Below are 17,861 nucleotides of genomic sequence, written 5' to 3' on the forward strand. Positions count from 1 at the left end.
TCCCATACCTATCCGCGCGCGACTCAACGCGAGCGCGGCATGCCCAAACCGAACTGGGCCACCAGCTCACGCTGGATCTCGTTGGTGCCGCCGCCAAAGGTCAGCGTGACCGAGGCACGCACCTCATACTCCAGCTCGCCCAGCAGTGCCGCTGCGGCCGAACCTTCGCGCATCAGGCCACTGGCGCCGACGATCTCGGACAGCTTGCGCAGGATTTCGATTGCCGATTCGGAACCATACACCTTGGTCGCGGAGGCCAGCGCCACATCCATCTGCCCGCGCTCCAGATCGGCTGCGATGCGGAAGTTGATCAAGCGCATCGCCTCGACCCTTGCGTAGCATTCGGCGAGCAGGCTGCGCACCCAGGCCTGATCCACCGCGCGCCGGCCGGTCTCGTCCTTGGCCTTGGCCCACAACAGCACGCGGCGGAACAGGGCGACAACCTTGTCCGACCACGAGCCCAGGCCCAGACGCTCGTGGTTGAGCTGGGCGGTGATCAGCTTCCAACCGCCGTTCAGCTCGCCCACCAGCATCTCCTTCGGTACCTTGACGCTGTCGTAGTAGGTGGCCGCGGTGGGGTTGCTGCAAGTGGGGATCACGGTGTGCGAGAAACCCTCGGCCCGGGTATCCAGAATCAGGATGGACACGCCCTTATGGCGCGGCAGGTTGGGGTCGGTGCGCGCGGCGAGCCAGACGTAGTCGGCAGCCTCGGCGCCCGAGGTCCACAGCTTGTTGCCGTTGACCACGAAGTGGTCGCCTTCGAGCCGCGCACTGGTCTTGAGCGTGGCGAGGTCGGAGCCGGCTTCCGGCTCGGAATAGCCGATGGCGAACATGATTTCGCCCGCGGCGATGCCGGGCAGAAACGTCTTCTTCTGCAGCTCGGTGCCCGACTCCATCAGCGCCGGGCCCACCGTGCTGATGGTGACGAAGGGCAGCGGCGCACCGGCGATGTTGGCCTCCTCGAAGAAGATCAGCTGTTCGGTGGCCGCATAGCCCTGGCCACCGTGCTCCTTGGGCCAGCCCACCGCCAGCCAGCCGTCCGCCCCCATCTTGCGGATGGTGTTGCGGTACAGATCGCCGCCTTCCTTGCCGCGTAGCTCACGGCGCAGTTCCGGCGTCATCAGGGTCTGGAAATAGTCGCGCACCTTCAGGCGCAGCGCATGTTGTTCCGGGGTCAGATCGACGAACATCGTTCGTTCTCCTTCGCTCAGGCGACGCCGAGGATGAGGCCGCTGGTGGGCACGCCGGTACCGGCGGTGACCAGCACGTTCTCGACATCGGCCACCTGGTTGGCTGCCGTGCCACGCACCTGGCGCACCGCCTCGGCCACACCATTCATGCCATGGATATAGGCTTCACCCAGCTGGCCGCCATGGGTGTTGATCGGCAGCTTGCCGCCACGGGCATGTTCGCCGGCGCGGATGAAGTCCCTGGCCTCGCCCCGCTTGCAGAAACCGAATTCTTCCAGCTGCGGCAGCACGAAGGGGGTGAAGTGGTCGTAGATCACCGCGGTCTGGAAGGCTTCGGGGCCGAGGCCGGACTGGGCGTAGAGTTCCTTGGCCACCACGCCCATCTCCGGCAGGCCGGAGATGTCATCGCGGTAGTAGGAGGTCATGCTTTGCTGGCCTTCGGTGATGCCCTGCGAGCCGGCCTTGATGATGACCGGCTTCTGCTTGAGGTCGCGGGCGCGCTCGACCGAGGTGATGACCATCGCCACCGCGCCGTCGGACTCCTGGCAGCAATCCAGGAGGCGCAGCGGCTCGGCGATCCACTTGGAGGCCTGATGCTCCTCAAGGGTGATCGGCTTGCCGTAGAAGAAGGCGGCCGGGTTGGTGGCGGCGAAATCACGGACGGCGACCGACACGCGGCCGAAGTCCTCGCTGGTGGCACCGTATTCGTGCATGTAACGCTGGGCGAACATGCCCACCCAGGCGGCCGGGGTGTGGAAGCCATAAGGCATGTACCAGCCGTAATTCACATTCTCGAAGATCGGCGTCGACCCAAAACCATAGGTGCCGGTGCCAAAACGGTACCACGAGCGTTCGTTCATCGCACGGAACACCACCACCACCTTGGCCAGCCCGGTGGCCACCGCCATCGCCGCATGCACCACCGGTGCGCAGGCCGCGCCACCGCCATGCGGGATCTGGGAGAAGAACTTGACGTTCTTGCAGCCGAGCAGGCGCGCGATCTCGTAGTCGGGCACCTTGTCCATGGTGTAGGACGAGAAGCCCTCGACCTCGGAGGGATCGATGCCGGCATCGGCCAGCGCGGCCAGCGTGGATTCCATCGCCAGACGCAGCTCGGTGCGGCCGGAGTTCTTGGAGAATTCGGTCGCACCCAGGCCAACGATGGCAGCGCGGCCGGAAAGGGACATATCCGTCATGTGTTCGGTTCTCCGCATGTCAGGGCAGTACCAGCGTGGCCGTACCGGTCACGTGGCTACCCATCGAGTTCTTGCCCTTGAGCGCGATTTCCACCTCGCGGCTCGCCGCATCGGTACGCACCACCTCGCCGCTGAAGGTCATGGTGTCACCAGGGTAGTTGGGTGCCCCCAGCTTGATCTTGAGGTCCTTGAAGCGTGCCGCCGGTCCGGCCCAGCCCTCGACGAAACGCTGGCTGAGACCGCTGGTCGTCAGGATGTTCATGAACACATGTGGCGAACCCAGCTGCTGGGCCGCCTCCATGTCGTGATGGCCGGGGAAGTAGTCGCGGGTGGCGATCGCCGCCGAGGCGATCAGCGTCGTCGTGATCGGGATTGCGAGCTCCGGCAGCGCCTCGCCGGGGCGCACATCATCAAAGCGCTTGCTGTTCTTCGAGGTCATATTTCCATCCCAGCTTGTCGTTGTTGGCGAGCCAGTCGCCGAGTCGTTCGAGCGTGGCGGCGCTGCCGCCCAGCGTGATGCCGAGCGCGCGGCTCCAGTACAGATAGCGGTGGATCGGGTAGGTCAGATCGACACCGATGCCGCCATGCACGTGCTGCGCCTTGTGGCCGACGAGGTGGCCGCATTCGCTCGACAGATACTTGACCGCCAGCGCCTCGGAGGGCGACGGCAATCCGGCATCCAGGCGATACACCAGTTGCCACAGGGTGGAGCGCAGCGCCTCGATGGCGATATGGGCGTCGGCCATGCTCATCTGCACTGCCTGGAATGTCGCGATGGCGCGATCAAACTGGCGACGGTCATTGATGTACTCGACCGTGCGGCGCACCTGCTCGGCACTGACGCCCAGCTGTAGCGAGGCGATCGCGGCGATCGCACGCTGCTCCAGCCATGGCAGCGCAGCCTCGGGCAGCACGGCGTCGGCGGTCAGGCGATGGGCGCTGAAACGCAGATCGGCCACCGCCTCGCGGTGGGTGAACACGCCGGGCACTTTCTCGATGCCCGACGTGCGCAGATCCACCGACACCAGCCGGACACCTTCACCGGTATCAGCCAGCAGCAAGGCACGGCATACATGGGCTCCCAGCGCCACGGCGGCAACCTTGCCATCGAGCACCCAGCCGTCGCCGTCACGGCGAGCCTTCAGCGCGATGCCATGTGCCGTCGCGGCGGCATCGAGCGCCAGCGTGATCATCAGCGTGCTCTCGGCTGCGGCAGCGGCGATCCCGGCACCGGACTCGCCACCGAAACGTGCCAGCGTGGCGGCGGCGAGCTGATGCCGCCACAGCGGCACATGGCCGAGGCCCCGGCCCTGTGCCTCGAGCACCAGCATCAGCTCGGTCATGCCGAGCCCGGTGCCGCCCGCTTCCTCGGGAATCGCCAGCGCGTGCAATCCGGTTTCCACGCATTGCTTCCACAGGTCGGCCATGAAAGGCTCGTCCGCGGTGTCGAAGGCGCGCAGGCGGTCGTCGGTACACAAGTCCCCGAACAGGCTGCCCGCCATGTCGGCAATGGCGCGCTGATCGTCAGTCAGTTGGAAATCCATTCACGTCTCCTCAGGCAGCAACCGGGCGGAACATCGGCAAAGTCAGTTCGCCGTCGTCAAAGGACTGGAACTCGACCTGCACACGCTGGCCGATCCGGATCTCGCCACGTTTGACGCCTACCAGCCCGGCGATCAGCCGCACCCCCTCATCCAGTTCAATGAGGCCGATCGGATTGGGGTGCTCGAAGGGCGGCACCTCGGGGTAGTGCATGACGACAAAGGAGTAAAGCTGCCCCTTGCCGGAAGCCTCGACCGTGTCCCAGTCGAAGGAATGGCACTTGATGCACACCGGCGCGGGCGGATGGCGCAGCGTGCCGCAGCAGGTGCAGCGCTGGATCAGCAACTTTCCAGCATCGACGCCTTCCCAGAAGAAGCGGGTGTCATCACTGATGCCGGGCTTGGGGCGCTTGAACTTGGGCACTGCGGGCGCCGCACCCTTCTCCACCGGTTTGGGTACATTGGCAGGGCGGAACTTGAACACGCGGAACAGCAGTTGGCCAACCTTCTCGTCGCCCTCGGGCTTCTGTGAGAAGAAGCTCATGATCAAGGTGACGAAGTAGCCGGTACCCAGCGCAGTGGTCTTCTCCTCGCCGACTGCATCCAGGCGGGTGGTGTAATAAAGCTTCTCGCCCAGTTTCACGTAGCGCTCGAAGCTGAGATCCGAGTTCACCGCCACCACCGAGGGGTAGCCGTGCGCCTCGAGCGTCTTCAGCACCTCATAGGGGTTCTCGTCGGTCGAGCCCGGCGCATAGTTGTTCATGTGCAGGCCTTCCAGACACCAGGCCTGCAGCATGGCCGGCGGCGCCACGATGCCGCCAAACTCGGTCGTCGCAGCATGGTCGGCATCCAGGTAGAGCGGATTGTCCACGCCCATTACCTCGCACCACTGCCGGATCATCGGCGCGTTCACCTCGTCCCAGGCGTAGACGCGACCGTACTCGCGACCCACCTTGGCACGCACTTCGGACATCCATTCCTGTTCAGCCAAGTTCGTCTCCTGCAATTGTGTGAGGCGCCAGGCCGATATCGCCGCGCCTGCTGGACCGTGCCGCGAACGGAACCGTCGTCCCTGAGGACACACAGCCTTTCGCAGCGCTTGCAGCGAGTCTAAGAGCAGGACGGCCCGCGGCACTTCGTCTGAACGGACGATGGACAAGCCGGGCGAAACCCGACATTCGGCACGGATTTCCAGGCACTTCTTAGTCCCATCGGACGATGCGCCCCCCCCTCCACGGACACGACCATCCGCCCGACACGAAAAGGCGGCGTGCATCGGCATGCGCTGCATACGGAGACAGCAAATGGATTCACGTACCGACACCCGCTCAGCCTGGGCGGTGTATGCCGCGCTGCTGTTCGGCACCTTCATCACCATCGAGGCTGCCGCCTTCCAGGCCCCTGCACTGCCGAGCGTGACGCGGCACTTCGGCATCCCGGTCAACATGGCGGCGTTGGTGCTGATCCTGTATTCGCTGGCGCTGACGGTGTTCGCCCCCATCATGGGCCGGCTGGGAGACCAGCACGGGCGCAAGAGGGTGATCACCATCGGCATGGTGGTGTTCGCGGTCTCCGAGTTCGCCGCCGCCTGGGCGCCCAACTTCGCCTTCTTCCTTGGTGCGCGCTTCGTGCAAGGCCTGGGTGCGGCATGCATCCTGCCCGGTGTCTTTGCCTATGCGGCACACTTGTTCCCGGATAACAAACGCGGCATGGCGCTGGGCATCCTCGCCTTCACGATGACGTTCGGCGCGGCCTCGGGCGGTCTGCTCGGCGGTCTGCTGATCGACCGCCTGGGCTGGCCCAGCGTCTACTGGATCAGCGGCGCCCTGACCCTGATCGGACTGGTGCCGGTGCGTCTGCTCGTTCCCGAAATCGCCCCGGCCAAGCAGCAGAGCGCCTTCGACTACACCGGCGCAATGCTGTTGTTCGCGGTGATCGCCGCCTTGCTCTCATTGCCGACCTGGGCGACCAACTTCGGCAAGGAATCGCCGATCACCTGGGCGATCGTCCTCGTGGGCTCGAGTGCCCTTGCGCTGCTGTGGCGACACAGCAAGCGCACACCGAACCCGGTGATCGACCTCGGCATCCTGGCGCGCGGCGCCTTCGCCACGCCCTCGGCAATCTACTGGCTGCACATGATCTTCTCCAGCGGCGTGGTCTATTCGCTGGCCTTCTTCATCAACAACCGACCGGGCGGCACCGCGGCGCAGTTCGGCTTCGTGACCCTGTTCCTGTACGGCAGCGGGCTCCTCAGCTCACCGATCGCCGGCAAGCTGGTCGACCGCATCGAGCCACGCGTGCTGGTCATCGTCGCCATGCTTGCCAGCCTGGGTGGCACCCTGCTCTTCCTCAACATCGACGTCACCACGCCGCTTTGGATCGTGATCGTGGTGGCCTGCATCATGGGGCTCTCGATCGGCTGCAACACGCCGGCGATCATGAAGCTGGCGCTGGGCGCGGTGCCAGCCAAGGACATGGGCGCCGGCAGCGGCCTCTTCAGCATGTTCCGCGACCTCGGCAGCCCAACCGGCTCGTCGCTGTCGCTGGCCGTGTTCGGCGCCAGCCTGGCCTACGCCACCCAGGCCGCCATCAGCCGCCAGACCACAGCGCTTGACCTGGATGCGGCCAGCCTGGAGGTCCTCGCCCGCGGCGCCGGCAGCCGGGTGCACGAAGTGCCCGCGGAACTGGCAAGCCGTCTCGGAGAAGCCGGGCTCTCGGCAGCAACGGTGATGCAGCAGGCAAACACCGAAGCACTGAATGCCGCCCTGAACAACGTGGGCTACATGCTGCTGGGGCTGATCGCCCTGGCACTGATGCTGAGCCTGCGGCTCAAGCGCACCCGGGTAGCGGCGGTCTCGGGCGAGGCCCAGGCCCCTGCCGGCTGAGTGGCGTTCCAGACGGGAACATCACTCAGGCCGTGCAGTACATGCCAGACATCGTTCACGCCTCTCCACGCACCCCCACAAACTCCCCGGGCGTCGTACCAAAATGCTCGCGGAAGCTGGCGATGAAGGCGGATACCGAGTCGTAGCCGCAGGCAATGGCAACGTCGGTGACGCGCTCACCGGCTTCGAGCATGGGCAGGGCACTGATCAGGCGCAGGCGTTGCCGCCACAGGCGGAAGTTCAGGCCTGTATGGGTACGGAACAATCGCGCCAGCGTACGCTCCGAGCAGCCCAGGCGCTTGCCCCAGTCCGCCAGACCCGCGCGCGAGTCGGGTTCGGCCTCGAGTGCCTCGCACACCTGACGCAGGCGGGAGTCTTGCGGTAAGGGCAGCATCAGCCCCAGCGTGGGCGCGGCGGCAACCTGATCGAGCAGTACCGCCGCGAGACGGCCGCCGGGCCCGAGCTCGTCATACTCGACAGGCAGGGTACCAAAGCTGCGGATCAGCTCGCGCAGCAGGGGGCTGACCGCGAGCACGCGGCAGCCGCCCTGTGCCTCGGGCAGGGCCGATGGTTCGATATACAGACTGCGGATCTCGGTATTGGCCGAGCACCATACCTGATGGGGAACGCCGGCCGGTATCCACACCGCACGTTGTGGCGGGGCAATGAAGCGAGCGTTGTCGGTACGCACGTCGAGCACCCCGGCTGCGGCATAGGCGAACTGCACCCAGGGATGGGAATGGCGATAGCCAAGCGCACGGTTGGTGACCGACTCGGCATGACCAAAAATCGCTCGGGGCAGCGCGGCAAGCCCGGCAAGCTCTTCAGGGGGTCGGGACATCATGTCTGGTCAGCGATATTGACAAGTCTGTTGGCGTTAGCTGGAAGTATCGCCCTTCGATAGGATGCCGTTCAAGGGCACACCGGCCCGCTGAACGACAACGGATGGACATGAATCTTCTACAGCTGCTTTTCGATCGTTTCACCATCACGCTGACCTCGGTGGTGGTGTTGGCCACCGTGTTACCCGCACAGGGCGCCTTTGCGGTGTTCTTTGAAGGCTTGACCCACGCAGGGATTGCCCTGCTGTTCTTTTTGCACGGAGCCCGGCTGTCGCGCCGCGCGATCATCGACGGTGCAATGCACTGGCGCCTGCACCTGCTGGTATTTCTGTGCACCTTCGCGCTGTTCCCGCTACTGGGGCTGGCACTCGGCCCGATACTGCGCCCTCTTCTGGGCGATGCACTGTGGCTGGGCATGCTGTATCTGTGCCTGCTGCCAGGGACGGTACAGTCGGCAATTGCCTTTACCTCGATCGCGCGCGGCAACATACCGGCGGCGGTCTGCGCGGCCTCGGCGTCCAGCCTGGTCGGTATCGTGCTGACGCCCTTGCTGGCTGGCGCGGTGCTGGGCACGGCCAGTACCGGCGTGCCACTGGGTGAAGCCATCCTGAAGATTGGTGTGCAGTTGTTGCTGCCTTTTGCTGCCGGGCATGCGCTGCGCCCCTGGATCGGCGACTGGGTGGCACGGCGACAGCGCGGGCTGCGCCTGGTCGATCAGGGGTCGATCCTGCTGGTGGTCTATACCGCCTTCGGCGCGGCGGTGCTCGACGGCTTGTGGCGGGCGGTCCCCGCCTCGGCGCTGGCTCAACTGGTGCTGTGCTGTGTCGTGTTGCTTGCGCTGATACTGGTCGTCACGACCTGGCTTGCCCGTGTGCTGGGGTTCAATGTCGAGGACGAGATCACGATCGTGTTCTGCGGCTCGAAGAAGAGCATGGCCACCGGGGTTCCGATGGCGCAGATCATTTTCAGCGGCGGAGCCGTGGGGCTGGTCATCCTGCCACTGATGGTGTTCCACCAGATCCAGCTGATGGTGTGTGCGGTGATGGCGCGGCGGTATGCGGAACGTGGACAGCTGGCATCGTCCACACCGTCACACTGAGACTGGCGCCGCACCGTCGTCGGCTCACGATGCGGCTGCGTTGGCGGCAGCCAGAAAAGCCGGCCGCTCGCCCCCACCATGCAACAACAGATTGGTGCCGGCAAAATAGGCAGCCATCGGCGAGCCGGCATACAGGCAGGCATCGGCAATGTCCTGCGGGGTGGCCATGCGCCCGGCCGGAATGGTAGCGCCAACGGCCGCGATGCCGGCATCGTCGCCATAATGAAGGTGGGCCTGCTCAGTCTGCACCAGCCCCGGACTGATCGCCAGCACCCTTACCTTGGGGGCCCACTCCACGGCCAGCGAAGCGGCCAGCGACAGCACACCAGCCTTGGCCGCGCCATAGGCCGCGGTGCCCGGTGACGGGCGCGAGGCCGCGACACTGCCGATGAACAGGATGACACCGCCCTCGGCCTGTTGCTGCATCAGGGCGTTGGCCTGTTGGGCAACATTGAGCGGCGCAATCAGGTTGAGGCGGATGATGCCTTCATGAAAGCGGGGTGAGGCTGTGTCGGCAAGCGCAAAGGGCGCACCGCCAGCATTGTTCACCAGCACATCCAGCCGGCCGAAACGGGTGCGGATGTCGGCAAACAGACGCTGCAGCGATTCGATGTCGCGCACGTCCGCGGCACAGAAATCCGCCCGCTTGCCATCGACCTCCGGCAGGGCGTCGGGCGCATTGCGGCCGCACACGACCACGCTGGCTCCGGCCGCGAGAAACCCGCGGGCGATACCGGCGCCGATGCCCTTGGTGCCGCCGGTGACCAGCACGACCTTGCCTTGGTAGTCGAGCGCCGCAGCGGCAGGGGAAGCCGGATTGTTCATGCCATTCTCCATCAGGATTGCCTGCTGTCGAGTCTAGGCGCGCACATCGTCCCGATCGTCGTCTGAACGGACGATGAAGGACTTGCCCGACAGACGGAATAATCATCGCATCCCCTGCCGCGGGCGCCACAAGCCGCAACGTGCCCGCCCGACCGGCATTCCTGGAGCCCCCGATGAGCACCGACACTGCCCTACCGCCCCTGCTGCTGGAACACCTGGAAGGAGGTGTTGCCTTGCTTCGCCTGAACCGGCCACATGCCACCAACGCCTTGTCGCTGGAGTTGCAGGCACTGCTGTCACAACGCTTCACCGAACTGGCGTCAGACGACACCGTGCGCTGCATCGTGCTGACCGGCGGTGACAAAGTGTTCGCCGCAGGTGGCGACATCACCAGCATGGCCGGTGCCGGGCCGATCGAGATCACCCAGCGCCACACCGAGCGGGTCTGGGCCCCGATCCAGCACTGCCCCAAGCCGGTCATCGCCGCGGTGTGCGGCTATGCCTACGGTGGCGGCTGCGAGCTGGCAATGCTGGCGGACATCATCGTCGCGGGCGAAGGCGCACGCTTCTGCCAGCCCGAAATCCGCATCGGCATCATGCCCGGCATTGGCGGCACACAACGCCTGGTACGGGCAGTGGGCAAGACCAAGGCCATGCGCATGGCGCTGACCGGCAAACCGATTACCGCACACGAGGCCTGGACCGCCGGTCTGGTCAGCGACCTGGTGGCGGACGAGCAGGTGATTCCGACTGCGATCGAACTGGCCCGGACCATTGCCGCCATGCCGCCCCTGGCGGCCGAGCAGATCAAGGAGTGCATCCTGCTCGGCATGGATGCCCCCCTTGAGTCCGCGCTGGCCATGGAGCGTCGTGCCAACGCCCTGCTGTTTGCCTCACGCGACCAGAAGGAAGGCATGCAGGCCTTCATCGACAAGCGTCCGCCGCAATTCGAAGGCCGCTGAGCAGCAGACGCGGCCACCTCACGCCACCCCATTTTTCTTGCACAGGAACACCGCATGATGTCCGATTCATCCCAGGTTACCGCCTTCCCGCCCCTCTTCCGGCTCGACGGTTGTGTTGCCATCGTCACTGGCGCCGGCCGCGGCATGGGCCGTGGCGTTGCCGAGACCCTGGCCCGCCAAGGTGCCACTGTGGCGATCAACGACTACTTTCCCGAACGTGCCGAAGCCGCCGCTGCCGAACTGCGCGCGGCCGGGCTGAAGGCACTGGCTGCGCCGGCCGATGTCACCGACTACGATGCGGTGCAGGACATGGTGGCCGCAGTGCACAAACAGGTGGGCATCGTCGACATCTATGTTTCCAACGCAGGCGTACCGACCAGCGGGATGGGCTATGGCAAGTTTCTGGACTCCAGGCCGGACGACTGGGAGCGCTTCGTGCAGCTCAACATGTATGGACTGATGAATGGCTGCCATGCGGTGCTGCCGGGCATGATCGAGCGCAAGTGGGGCCGCATCGTGGCGATCACCTCCGAATCATGGCGCGCCGCAGTGCCGATGGGCATTGCTGCCTACGCGGCCTCCAAGGCTGGCGTGGTGGGCTTCGTGCGCCAGCTGGCCGCCGAGGTCGGGCGCAAAGGGGTCAATGTGAATGCGCTGTCACTGGGTACGATGAACAACTGGGAAGGCTCGGAAGAGCTCGCTCGCAAGAACTGCATCATTCCCCGCGCCGGCTCGCCGGCCGATGTCGGCGCCGGCGTGGCCTGGCTGGCTTCGCGCGAGGCAGAATGGGTGACCGGGCAGATCGTCCCGCTCAATGGCGGCGGCATCACCGCCTGACCCTGCCAGAAACGGCCGCCCGCCGTTCATGCTTGATCGGGGCGGGCGTGCTGCAGGATGCCCTCGATGACCCGCGCCGTCTGCAGCAGACGGCGGACCGACTCACGGGTAAAGGCGTAGGCCTGATCGTCGACACCATCGCGCAACACGTCCCAGCGCCCGTTATCGGTGCGCCTGACCTTGCCCAGCTGGCGCAGCTTGTCCAGCTTGCGTCGTACCGTTTCCTTGGGCAGACCCGACACCTGAACCAGGTCGGTCAGCCGCACCGGGTGATGCTCCCCCAGCAGAAAACCATCGGACGACAGCAATTCGGACGGGGCCGCACCAGGTCTGATCGCATGCGCCACATTCAGATGGGCGAGCATGCCCCAGAGCATGGCCGACTCGAGGTCGAGTTCAAGCTCCTGGATCATCCGCCGCATGTGGTCGACCAGATGCCGGTTGGCTGCAAAGGCCACCATGGCAAAGGCCTTGTCGAAGCGCTGGTCGAAATCATCCACAGCCGGACTCCTTGCAGGCAGATGGCCCGGAATGGGCCGAACACGCACCATCATGATTCCCTTGTCGTTATCCTGCAAGACGACCAAGATAATGTTTCAACAGCTGCGGAGGCGCCCGTCATGAAGCTCATGCTGTCCGGCCTGAGTCCGGAAACCGATGTCGATAAACTGCGTGAACGCATGAGCCACTTTGGGCCGGTCATCAGTATCGACTCAATCCATGAAGGCAACCCCGATCAACCCTGGTTCATCGTCGAACTTGACCTGTCGGCCGGCGCCGCCAATGAGGTCGCCCGCAGGATAGACGGCATCTACTTTCATGGCCGCTTTGTACACGCACGCGTCCTCCCCCATGCGTGATACCCGCCAGACCCCGATCTCCCCATGGATGCACACCATGCCCCGCACCTCCCGCGCCGCCGCTGTCGCCCTGTTGAGTCTGCTGCTCGCCGCTTGCGGTGACTCACCGCCACCGGCCGCGGCACCAGACCCGGTTCGCCCCGCACCAATCCTCACCATCGGCACCCAGGCCAGCGCCGACGCCCTCCGGCTGCCCGGAAGGGTGCGCGCCGCACGGCGTGCGGAGCTCTCCTTCGATGTGCCAGGCTTTGTCGATCAATTCAGCCTGGAAGAAGGCCGTCAGGTGAAGGCCGGTGAAGTGGTCGCCCGCCTTGACGACGGGGTATACAAGGCCAGGCTGGACGCCGCACGGGCCGAATTCGAACGCGCCAGAACCGATCTGGCGCGCTATCAGCGCCTGTGGGAAACCGAGCTGGCGGTGGCACGCTCCGAGGTCGACGAGCGAAGTGCCCGGCTGGAAACCGCACGTACCAACCTGGCCGCAGCAGAGCAAAGTCTGGCCGACACCGTGATCAAGGCGCCGTTTGCTGGCGTGATCACCCGGCGCCGCATCGAACCCTTCACCAATGTGCAGGCCAAGCAGGCAATTGCCGAACTGCAGGACTTGCGTGCGCTCGAAGTCGTGGTCAACGTGCCCGAGCGCCTGGTGCGCCGCATGCAGACCCACCAGGACGCCGTTGCCTACCTCGAGGGCGAGGCGGACGAAGCCTTGCCGCTGGTGCTGAAATCCTACGCTGCCGAAGCAGACCCGCTGACCCAGACCTATGCCGTGGTGCTCAGCATCAGCGCGCTGCCAAAGCGTCTGACCCTGTTGCCCGGCATGGCGGTGACCGTCAAGCCCACCACGAACGCCGCCACGCCGGCCCCGACCGACGCGGTACATCTGATTCCGCTTGCTGCCGTTGCAGCCGATGCCCAGGGTCATCCAGGCGTCTGGGTGGTGGACAAGGATGGCAAAGTCGCGCGGCGACCGATCCGCACCGGCACCGTCCAGGGTGCGGACATCGTTGTGGAGTCCGGACTGACAAACGGAGAACGCATCGTGACCGCAGGGGTCGCTGCACTGCGCGAAGGCATGCAGGTACGCCCGCTGGAAGCACGCTGAGACTGGGCGGTCACCGATGAATATTGCCGAATACACCCTCCGCAAATCCGTCGTCGCCTGGCTGGCCACCGTGTTGGTGCTGGCTGGTGGCTGGCTGGCCTACGAACGCCTGGGCCGCTTCGAAGACCCGGAGTTCGTCATCCGCCAGGCGGTGGTCGTCACCAGCTACCCAGGTGCCTCACCTGCTCAGGTGGCTGAAGAGATCACCGATCTGATCGAAGGTGCGGTACAGCAGATGCAGGAGGTGGAAGAAGTCACCTCGGTATCGCGTGCGGGTGAGTCGCTGGTCAAGGTTAAGGCCCGGCTCGCCTTCTCGCGCAACCAGGCGGAGCTGGATCAAGTCTGGAACAAGCTGCGAAGCAAGATTGCCGAAGCGGCGCGCGCCTTGCCTCCAGGGGCAGCCGAACCCGTGGTCAAAGGCGATTTCGGCGACGTGTTTGCGCTGTTCTACGCGGTGACCGGTGAGGGCTACAGCCCCCGCCAGCTCTACGACTATGTCGACTTTCTGCGCCGCGAGCTGGTCCTGGTGCCGGGCGTGGCCAAGGTTGCACTGCTGGGCGAGCACAAGGAGGCCATCTACGTCGAGATCTCGCATTCACGAGCGGCCCAACTTGGGGTACCGCTCGACAGCATCTACGCCTCGCTGCGGGCGCAGAACGTGGTGACCCCGGCCGGCGCGGTCAACAGCGGCTCGCTGCGCCTGCAGATACAGGCTGCCGATTCGATCGTGTCGGTGGAAGACCTTGGCGAACTGGTGGTGGCCGGTGACGCCAGAAGCGGCTTGCTGCGGCTGCGCGACGTGGCCGACATCCACCGCGGATACATCGACCCACCAAGCGCCTTGATGCGTTACGACGGGCGCCCGGCAATTGGTCTGGGGGTATCGAATGTGCTGGGTGGCAACGTCGTGGAGATGGGCGATGCAGTCAAACGCCGGCTGGCCGAACTCGAAGGTCAGCGTCCGGTCGGCATGGAACTCAACGTCGTATCCTTCCAGTCGGACTCGGTGCGGTTGGCCGTCGCCAGCTTCGTCGACAATCTGGTGGCCGCAGTGGCGATCGTGGTGGTGGTGCTGTTGCTGTTCATGGGCCTGCGCAGCGGGCTGATCATTGGCGCGGTGCTGGTGCTGACCGTCGCCGGCACACTGATTGCGATGCTGATGGACGGGATCGCCATGCAGCGTATCTCGCTGGGTGCCCTGATCATTGCACTGGGCATGCTGGTGGACAATGCAATCGTCGTCACGGATGGCATCCTGGTGCGGCTGCAGAAAGGGGAACAGGTTGCCACCGCGGCCGGTGCCGTAGTACGCGCCACAATCTGGCCTTTGCTTGGCGGTACGGTCGTCGGCATCCTGGCATTCAGTGCGATCGGTCTGTCGCCTTCCGACATGGGCGAGTACGCCGGCTCGCTGTTCTGGGTCATCCTGTATTCGATGCTGCTGTCGTGGCTGTTTGCGATCACGCTGACGCCACTGCTGTGCGCTGCCTTCCTGAAGGCCCGGGTTAACGACGCCGCGCAGGAGGGCCACATGCTGCGCGCCTACCGCCGCCTGCTGCAAACCACACTTGAACGCCGCGTCCTCAGCGGCCTTGTGCTGGTGGCGCTGCTGATGGCCGGCATTGTCGCCTTCAGCCATGTTCCACCAGGTTTCATGCCCGATTCGGCACGACCGCAGTTCGTCGTCGACCTGTCACTGCCGCAGGGCACCGACATCCACAGCACCGCGGCCATGATCGCCCAGGCAGAGGAAAAGGTTCAGGCAGCGCCCGGCGTCCGTCACGTCACCAGCTTCATCGGCCAGGGCGGCTTGCGCTTCATGCTGACCTACAGCCCGGAAGACCCCAACCCGGCCTACGGCCAGTTGCTGGTGGATGTTGACGACTTCGCCGCAATTGCAGGCCTGATCGATCGTCTGCAGCCCGAGCTCGAAGCAGCCTTTCCCGATGCGAGCGTAAAGGTATGGAAGTTCATGCTGGGTCGCGGCGGCGGCAAGAAAATCGAGGCCGCCTTTCGCGGACCCGATCCTGCCGTGCTGCGCCGTCTTGCCGATGAAGCCAAGACCCTCATGGCAGCCGACCCGGAGGCGCTGGCCATCCAGGACGACTGGCGCCAGGCCGTGCCCGTGGTGCGCCCGCGCATCTCGCTTGAGGCAGCGCAACGTGCCGGGGTGCTACCTTCTGACATTGCAGCGGCCCTGCAGCGCAACTATGTAGGCAGCCAGATCGGGGTGTATCGCGAGCACGAACGTTTGATCCCGATTCTGGCGCGGGCACCGGCAGACGAACGCAGCGGCGCAGAAGCGCTGGGCAATGTGCAGGTGTTCAGCCCGACGGCGGGCAAGTATGTGCCGGTCAGCCAGTTCGTCGAGCGCGTGGACACGGTGTGGGAGGATGCGTTGATCCGGCGCGAAAACCGCTTCCCGACCATCAAGGCGCAGTGCGATCCGCCTGCCGGGCAACTGTCTGCACCCTTGTTCGAACGCCTGCGTCCGCAGATCGAGGCCATTCCGCTGCCGCCGGGTTATGTCCTGGAATGGCACGGCGAGCACAAGGCATCGGCCGAAGCCAACGCAGGTCTGGCTGCGGCCGCACCATTCGGCTTCGCTGCGATGGTGGTTGCGGTGATCGTCATGTTCAACGGTCTGCGTCAGACCGCGGTGATCTGGCTGACCGTGCCACTGGCGGTGGTCGGTGTTGCCGCGGGCCTGCTGCTGTTCCAGGCGCCGTTCGAGTTCATGGCCATCCTGGGTTTCCTGAGCCTGACCGGCATGCTGATCAAGAACGCGATCGTGCTGGTTGACCAGATCGACGTCGAGATACGCGAAGGCAAGCCGCGCATGCAGGCAGTGCTCGACGCATCGGCCAGCCGGGCCCGACCGGTATTCCTGGGGGCGGCGACCACGGTGCTGGGCGTGGCACCGCTACTGGTCGACCCCTTCTTTCACAGCATGGCGGTGACCATCATGTTCGGCCTGACCTTCGCCACCGGCCTGACGCTGGTGGTGGTGCCGTGGCTATATGCGGGCTTCTTCCGCATCCGTAGCGATGAAGCGAGCACGCTCCCGCTCAACCCGCCGGAGACGACCCGATGACCCCACCCACAAGGCGCCCCGCCGTGCCCCACGCCGCCCGCCTCGGACTGAGCCTGCTGGCCGCCGCGCTGCTCGCCGGCTGTCAATCCACCAGCAATGCGCCTCCCGCACCGGAAGTGCCAGAAACCTGGCCACGCACTGCGGGCGCGTCGGCAGCCAGTCTGGCGGACTTGCCCTGGAATGCGCTGTTGCCGGTGCCTGAACTTCACGCCCTGATAACGGAAGCACTGGTCGCCAACGCCGACTTACGGATCGCAATCGAGCGCATCGAGCTTGCCCGCGCACAGTATGGCGTGGAACGTGCAGCACGCCTGCCCGGCATCAACGCCACCGCGGCTGCCACCCGCGAGCAGATGCCCGGCTTTGACCCCAATGAAAACCGGATCAGCGAGAATGCGTCGGTGGGTCTGTCACTGCCAGCCTGGGAAATCGACTTGTGGGGACGGCTTGCTGCACGCGCCGAAGCTGCACGCCGCGAGGTGCTGGCAAACGCGGCGCTGGCCGACGGTGTGCGCACCAGCCTGATCGCCCAGGTCTCATCACTGTACCTGGAGTTGCTCGACCTCGACACCCAGCATGCCATCACATTGCGCACCCTGGACGGCCGGCGAAAGGCGCTGCGCCTGACCCGTGCGCGCTTTGATGAAGGCGTATCGTCGATCCTGGACGTCCGCCAGGCAGAGTCCCTGCTGGCCGGGTCGGAGCAGGCGCTGGCCGACCAGGCTCGCCGCATCGCACAGGCCGAAAATGCGCTTGCCGTGCTGCTCGGCCGCAACCCGGGCACCATAGAACGCCACACCCGGCTGGACGACCTGGGACCACCGGCACAGGTGACCGCAGGCCTGCCTGCAGACCTGCTGCAGCGGCGCCCCGACCTGCGCGCGGCCGAAGCGTCGCTGCTTGCCGCGGGTGCCAATCTGGAAGCGGCGCGCAAAGCCTTTCTGCCACGGATCACGCTGACTTCGCTGCTCGGCTTTGCCACCACCGACCTGAACCAGTTGTTCGACAGCGGCCGCCATGCCTGGTCGCTGCAGCCCGCAATCGGATTGCCCCTGTTCGATGGTGGTCGGCTGCAGGCCGGCGTCGATGCTGCACAAGCCCAACAGCGCATCCTTGTCGAGCAGTACAAGGCCACGATCCGCCAGGCATTTCGTGAGGTCAGCGACGCGCTGGCGGCGTTCGAGCACCTGAGCCGTCAGCGCGATGCCAACCGCGCGGTGGTCCATGCCAACCGCGAGCGCCTGCGAGTCAGCAACGCCCGCTATCTTGCGGGCATATCGAGCTACTTCGAGGTGATCGACGCCGAACGCCAACTGTTCGACAGCGAGATCGGGCTGTCACAAACCACCCGCGCCCTGCATCAGTCGGTGGTGCAACTTTACCGGGCGCTGGGGGGCGGCCAGCCCGGCATGCAGGGCTGACAGG

The 17,861-nt window shown here is 65.4% G+C and carries 16 protein-coding genes; 8 read left to right on the plus strand and 8 right to left on the minus strand.

Features of this window, described 5'->3' with window-relative positions:
* Nucleotides 1–23: 23 nt before the first annotated feature.
* The 5 genes from DNK49_RS00340 to DNK49_RS00360 are packed head-to-tail and all read right to left on the minus strand — an operon-like array spanning nucleotide 24 to nucleotide 4,918.
* Entirely contained in the window at nucleotides 24–1,190 is a 1,167-nt protein-coding gene (locus DNK49_RS00340) for an acyl-CoA dehydrogenase family protein (RefSeq protein ID WP_110522336.1), read from the minus strand.
* Between the two features lie 17 nt (nucleotides 1,191–1,207).
* The gene (locus tag DNK49_RS00345) at nucleotides 1,208–2,386 is read right to left on the minus strand and encodes a lipid-transfer protein (RefSeq protein ID WP_110522337.1); all 1,179 of its coding nucleotides are present in this window, start codon (nucleotides 2,384–2,386) and stop codon (nucleotides 1,208–1,210) included.
* A 19-nt stretch (nucleotides 2,387–2,405) separates the two neighbouring features.
* Nucleotides 2,406–2,825, minus strand: a complete 420-nt coding sequence (locus DNK49_RS00350) for a MaoC family dehydratase (protein WP_110522338.1) — start codon at nucleotides 2,823–2,825, stop codon at nucleotides 2,406–2,408.
* Nucleotides 2,797–3,930 carry an acyl-CoA dehydrogenase family protein gene (locus DNK49_RS00355; protein ID WP_110522339.1) on the minus strand — a complete coding sequence of 378 codons (1,134 nt, stop codon included), beginning with the start codon at nucleotides 3,928–3,930 and terminating at the stop codon, nucleotides 2,797–2,799. Before DNK49_RS00355 ends, DNK49_RS00350 begins: the two co-directional genes overlap by 29 nt.
* 10 nt (nucleotides 3,931–3,940) lie before the next feature.
* Nucleotides 3,941–4,918 carry an OB-fold domain-containing protein gene (locus DNK49_RS00360; RefSeq protein WP_243632184.1) on the minus strand — a complete coding sequence of 326 codons (978 nt, stop codon included), beginning with the start codon at nucleotides 4,916–4,918 and terminating at the stop codon, nucleotides 3,941–3,943.
* Between the two features lie 313 nt (nucleotides 4,919–5,231).
* Between DNK49_RS00360 and DNK49_RS00365 the strand changes: the two genes are divergently transcribed.
* Nucleotides 5,232–6,812: an MFS transporter gene (locus DNK49_RS00365; protein WP_110522340.1), complete on the plus strand. Its 1,581-nt coding sequence runs from the start codon at nucleotides 5,232–5,234 to the stop codon at nucleotides 6,810–6,812.
* A gap of 55 nt (nucleotides 6,813–6,867) precedes the next feature.
* Here DNK49_RS00365 and DNK49_RS00370 read toward each other — a convergent pair whose 3' ends face one another.
* On the minus strand, nucleotides 6,868–7,656 hold the full coding sequence (locus tag DNK49_RS00370) for an AraC family transcriptional regulator (protein ID WP_110522341.1): 789 nt from the start codon (nucleotides 7,654–7,656) through the stop codon (nucleotides 6,868–6,870).
* A gap of 107 nt (nucleotides 7,657–7,763) precedes the next feature.
* On the opposite strand from DNK49_RS00370, the gene DNK49_RS00375 reads away from it, so the two are divergent.
* On the plus strand, nucleotides 7,764–8,753 hold the full coding sequence (locus DNK49_RS00375; protein WP_110522934.1) for a bile acid:sodium symporter family protein: 990 nt from the start codon (nucleotides 7,764–7,766) through the stop codon (nucleotides 8,751–8,753).
* A 24-nt stretch (nucleotides 8,754–8,777) separates the two neighbouring features.
* Here the strand turns inward: DNK49_RS00375 and DNK49_RS00380 are convergent, their stop codons facing one another.
* Nucleotides 8,778–9,578 carry an SDR family oxidoreductase gene (locus DNK49_RS00380; RefSeq protein ID WP_110522342.1) on the minus strand — a complete coding sequence of 267 codons (801 nt, stop codon included), beginning with the start codon at nucleotides 9,576–9,578 and terminating at the stop codon, nucleotides 8,778–8,780.
* 173 nt (nucleotides 9,579–9,751) lie between these two features.
* On the opposite strand from DNK49_RS00380, the gene DNK49_RS00385 reads away from it, so the two are divergent.
* Complete coding sequence (locus tag DNK49_RS00385; protein WP_110522343.1) at nucleotides 9,752–10,540, plus strand: enoyl-CoA hydratase; 789 nt, start codon at nucleotides 9,752–9,754, stop codon at nucleotides 10,538–10,540.
* A 54-nt stretch (nucleotides 10,541–10,594) separates the two neighbouring features.
* Nucleotides 10,595–11,377, plus strand: a complete 783-nt coding sequence (locus tag DNK49_RS00390; protein ID WP_243632185.1) for an SDR family NAD(P)-dependent oxidoreductase — start codon at nucleotides 10,595–10,597, stop codon at nucleotides 11,375–11,377.
* A gap of 26 nt (nucleotides 11,378–11,403) precedes the next feature.
* Here DNK49_RS00390 and DNK49_RS00395 read toward each other — a convergent pair whose 3' ends face one another.
* Nucleotides 11,404–11,877, minus strand: a complete 474-nt coding sequence (locus DNK49_RS00395) for a DeoR family transcriptional regulator (RefSeq protein WP_110522344.1) — start codon at nucleotides 11,875–11,877, stop codon at nucleotides 11,404–11,406.
* A 120-nt stretch (nucleotides 11,878–11,997) separates the two neighbouring features.
* Here DNK49_RS00395 and DNK49_RS00400 point away from each other — a divergent pair, with 120 nt between their 5' ends.
* The 4 genes from DNK49_RS00400 to DNK49_RS00415 are packed head-to-tail and all read left to right on the plus strand — an operon-like array spanning nucleotide 11,998 to nucleotide 17,857.
* Nucleotides 11,998–12,237, plus strand: coding sequence for an RNA recognition motif domain-containing protein (locus DNK49_RS00400; protein ID WP_110522345.1), 240 nt, complete (start codon nucleotides 11,998–12,000; stop codon nucleotides 12,235–12,237).
* Nucleotides 12,238–12,274: 37 nt separating this feature from the next.
* The gene (locus DNK49_RS00405; RefSeq protein ID WP_243632187.1) at nucleotides 12,275–13,342 is read left to right on the plus strand and encodes an efflux RND transporter periplasmic adaptor subunit; all 1,068 of its coding nucleotides are present in this window, start codon (nucleotides 12,275–12,277) and stop codon (nucleotides 13,340–13,342) included.
* Nucleotides 13,343–13,358: 16 nt separating this feature from the next.
* Nucleotides 13,359–16,436 carry an efflux RND transporter permease subunit gene (locus DNK49_RS00410; protein ID WP_110522347.1) on the plus strand — a complete coding sequence of 1,026 codons (3,078 nt, stop codon included), beginning with the start codon at nucleotides 13,359–13,361 and terminating at the stop codon, nucleotides 16,434–16,436.
* Nucleotides 16,433–17,857 (plus strand): efflux transporter outer membrane subunit, encoded by a 1,425-nt coding sequence (locus DNK49_RS00415; protein ID WP_110522348.1) that lies wholly within the window; start codon nucleotides 16,433–16,435, stop codon nucleotides 17,855–17,857. The genes DNK49_RS00410 and DNK49_RS00415 overlap by 4 nt, the downstream gene beginning before the upstream one ends.
* The last annotated feature ends 4 nt before the right edge of the window (nucleotides 17,858–17,861 follow it).

This window comes from Parazoarcus communis SWub3 = DSM 12120 (assembly GCF_003226565.1).
GTDB classification, from domain to species: domain Bacteria; phylum Pseudomonadota; class Gammaproteobacteria; order Burkholderiales; family Rhodocyclaceae; genus Parazoarcus; species Parazoarcus communis.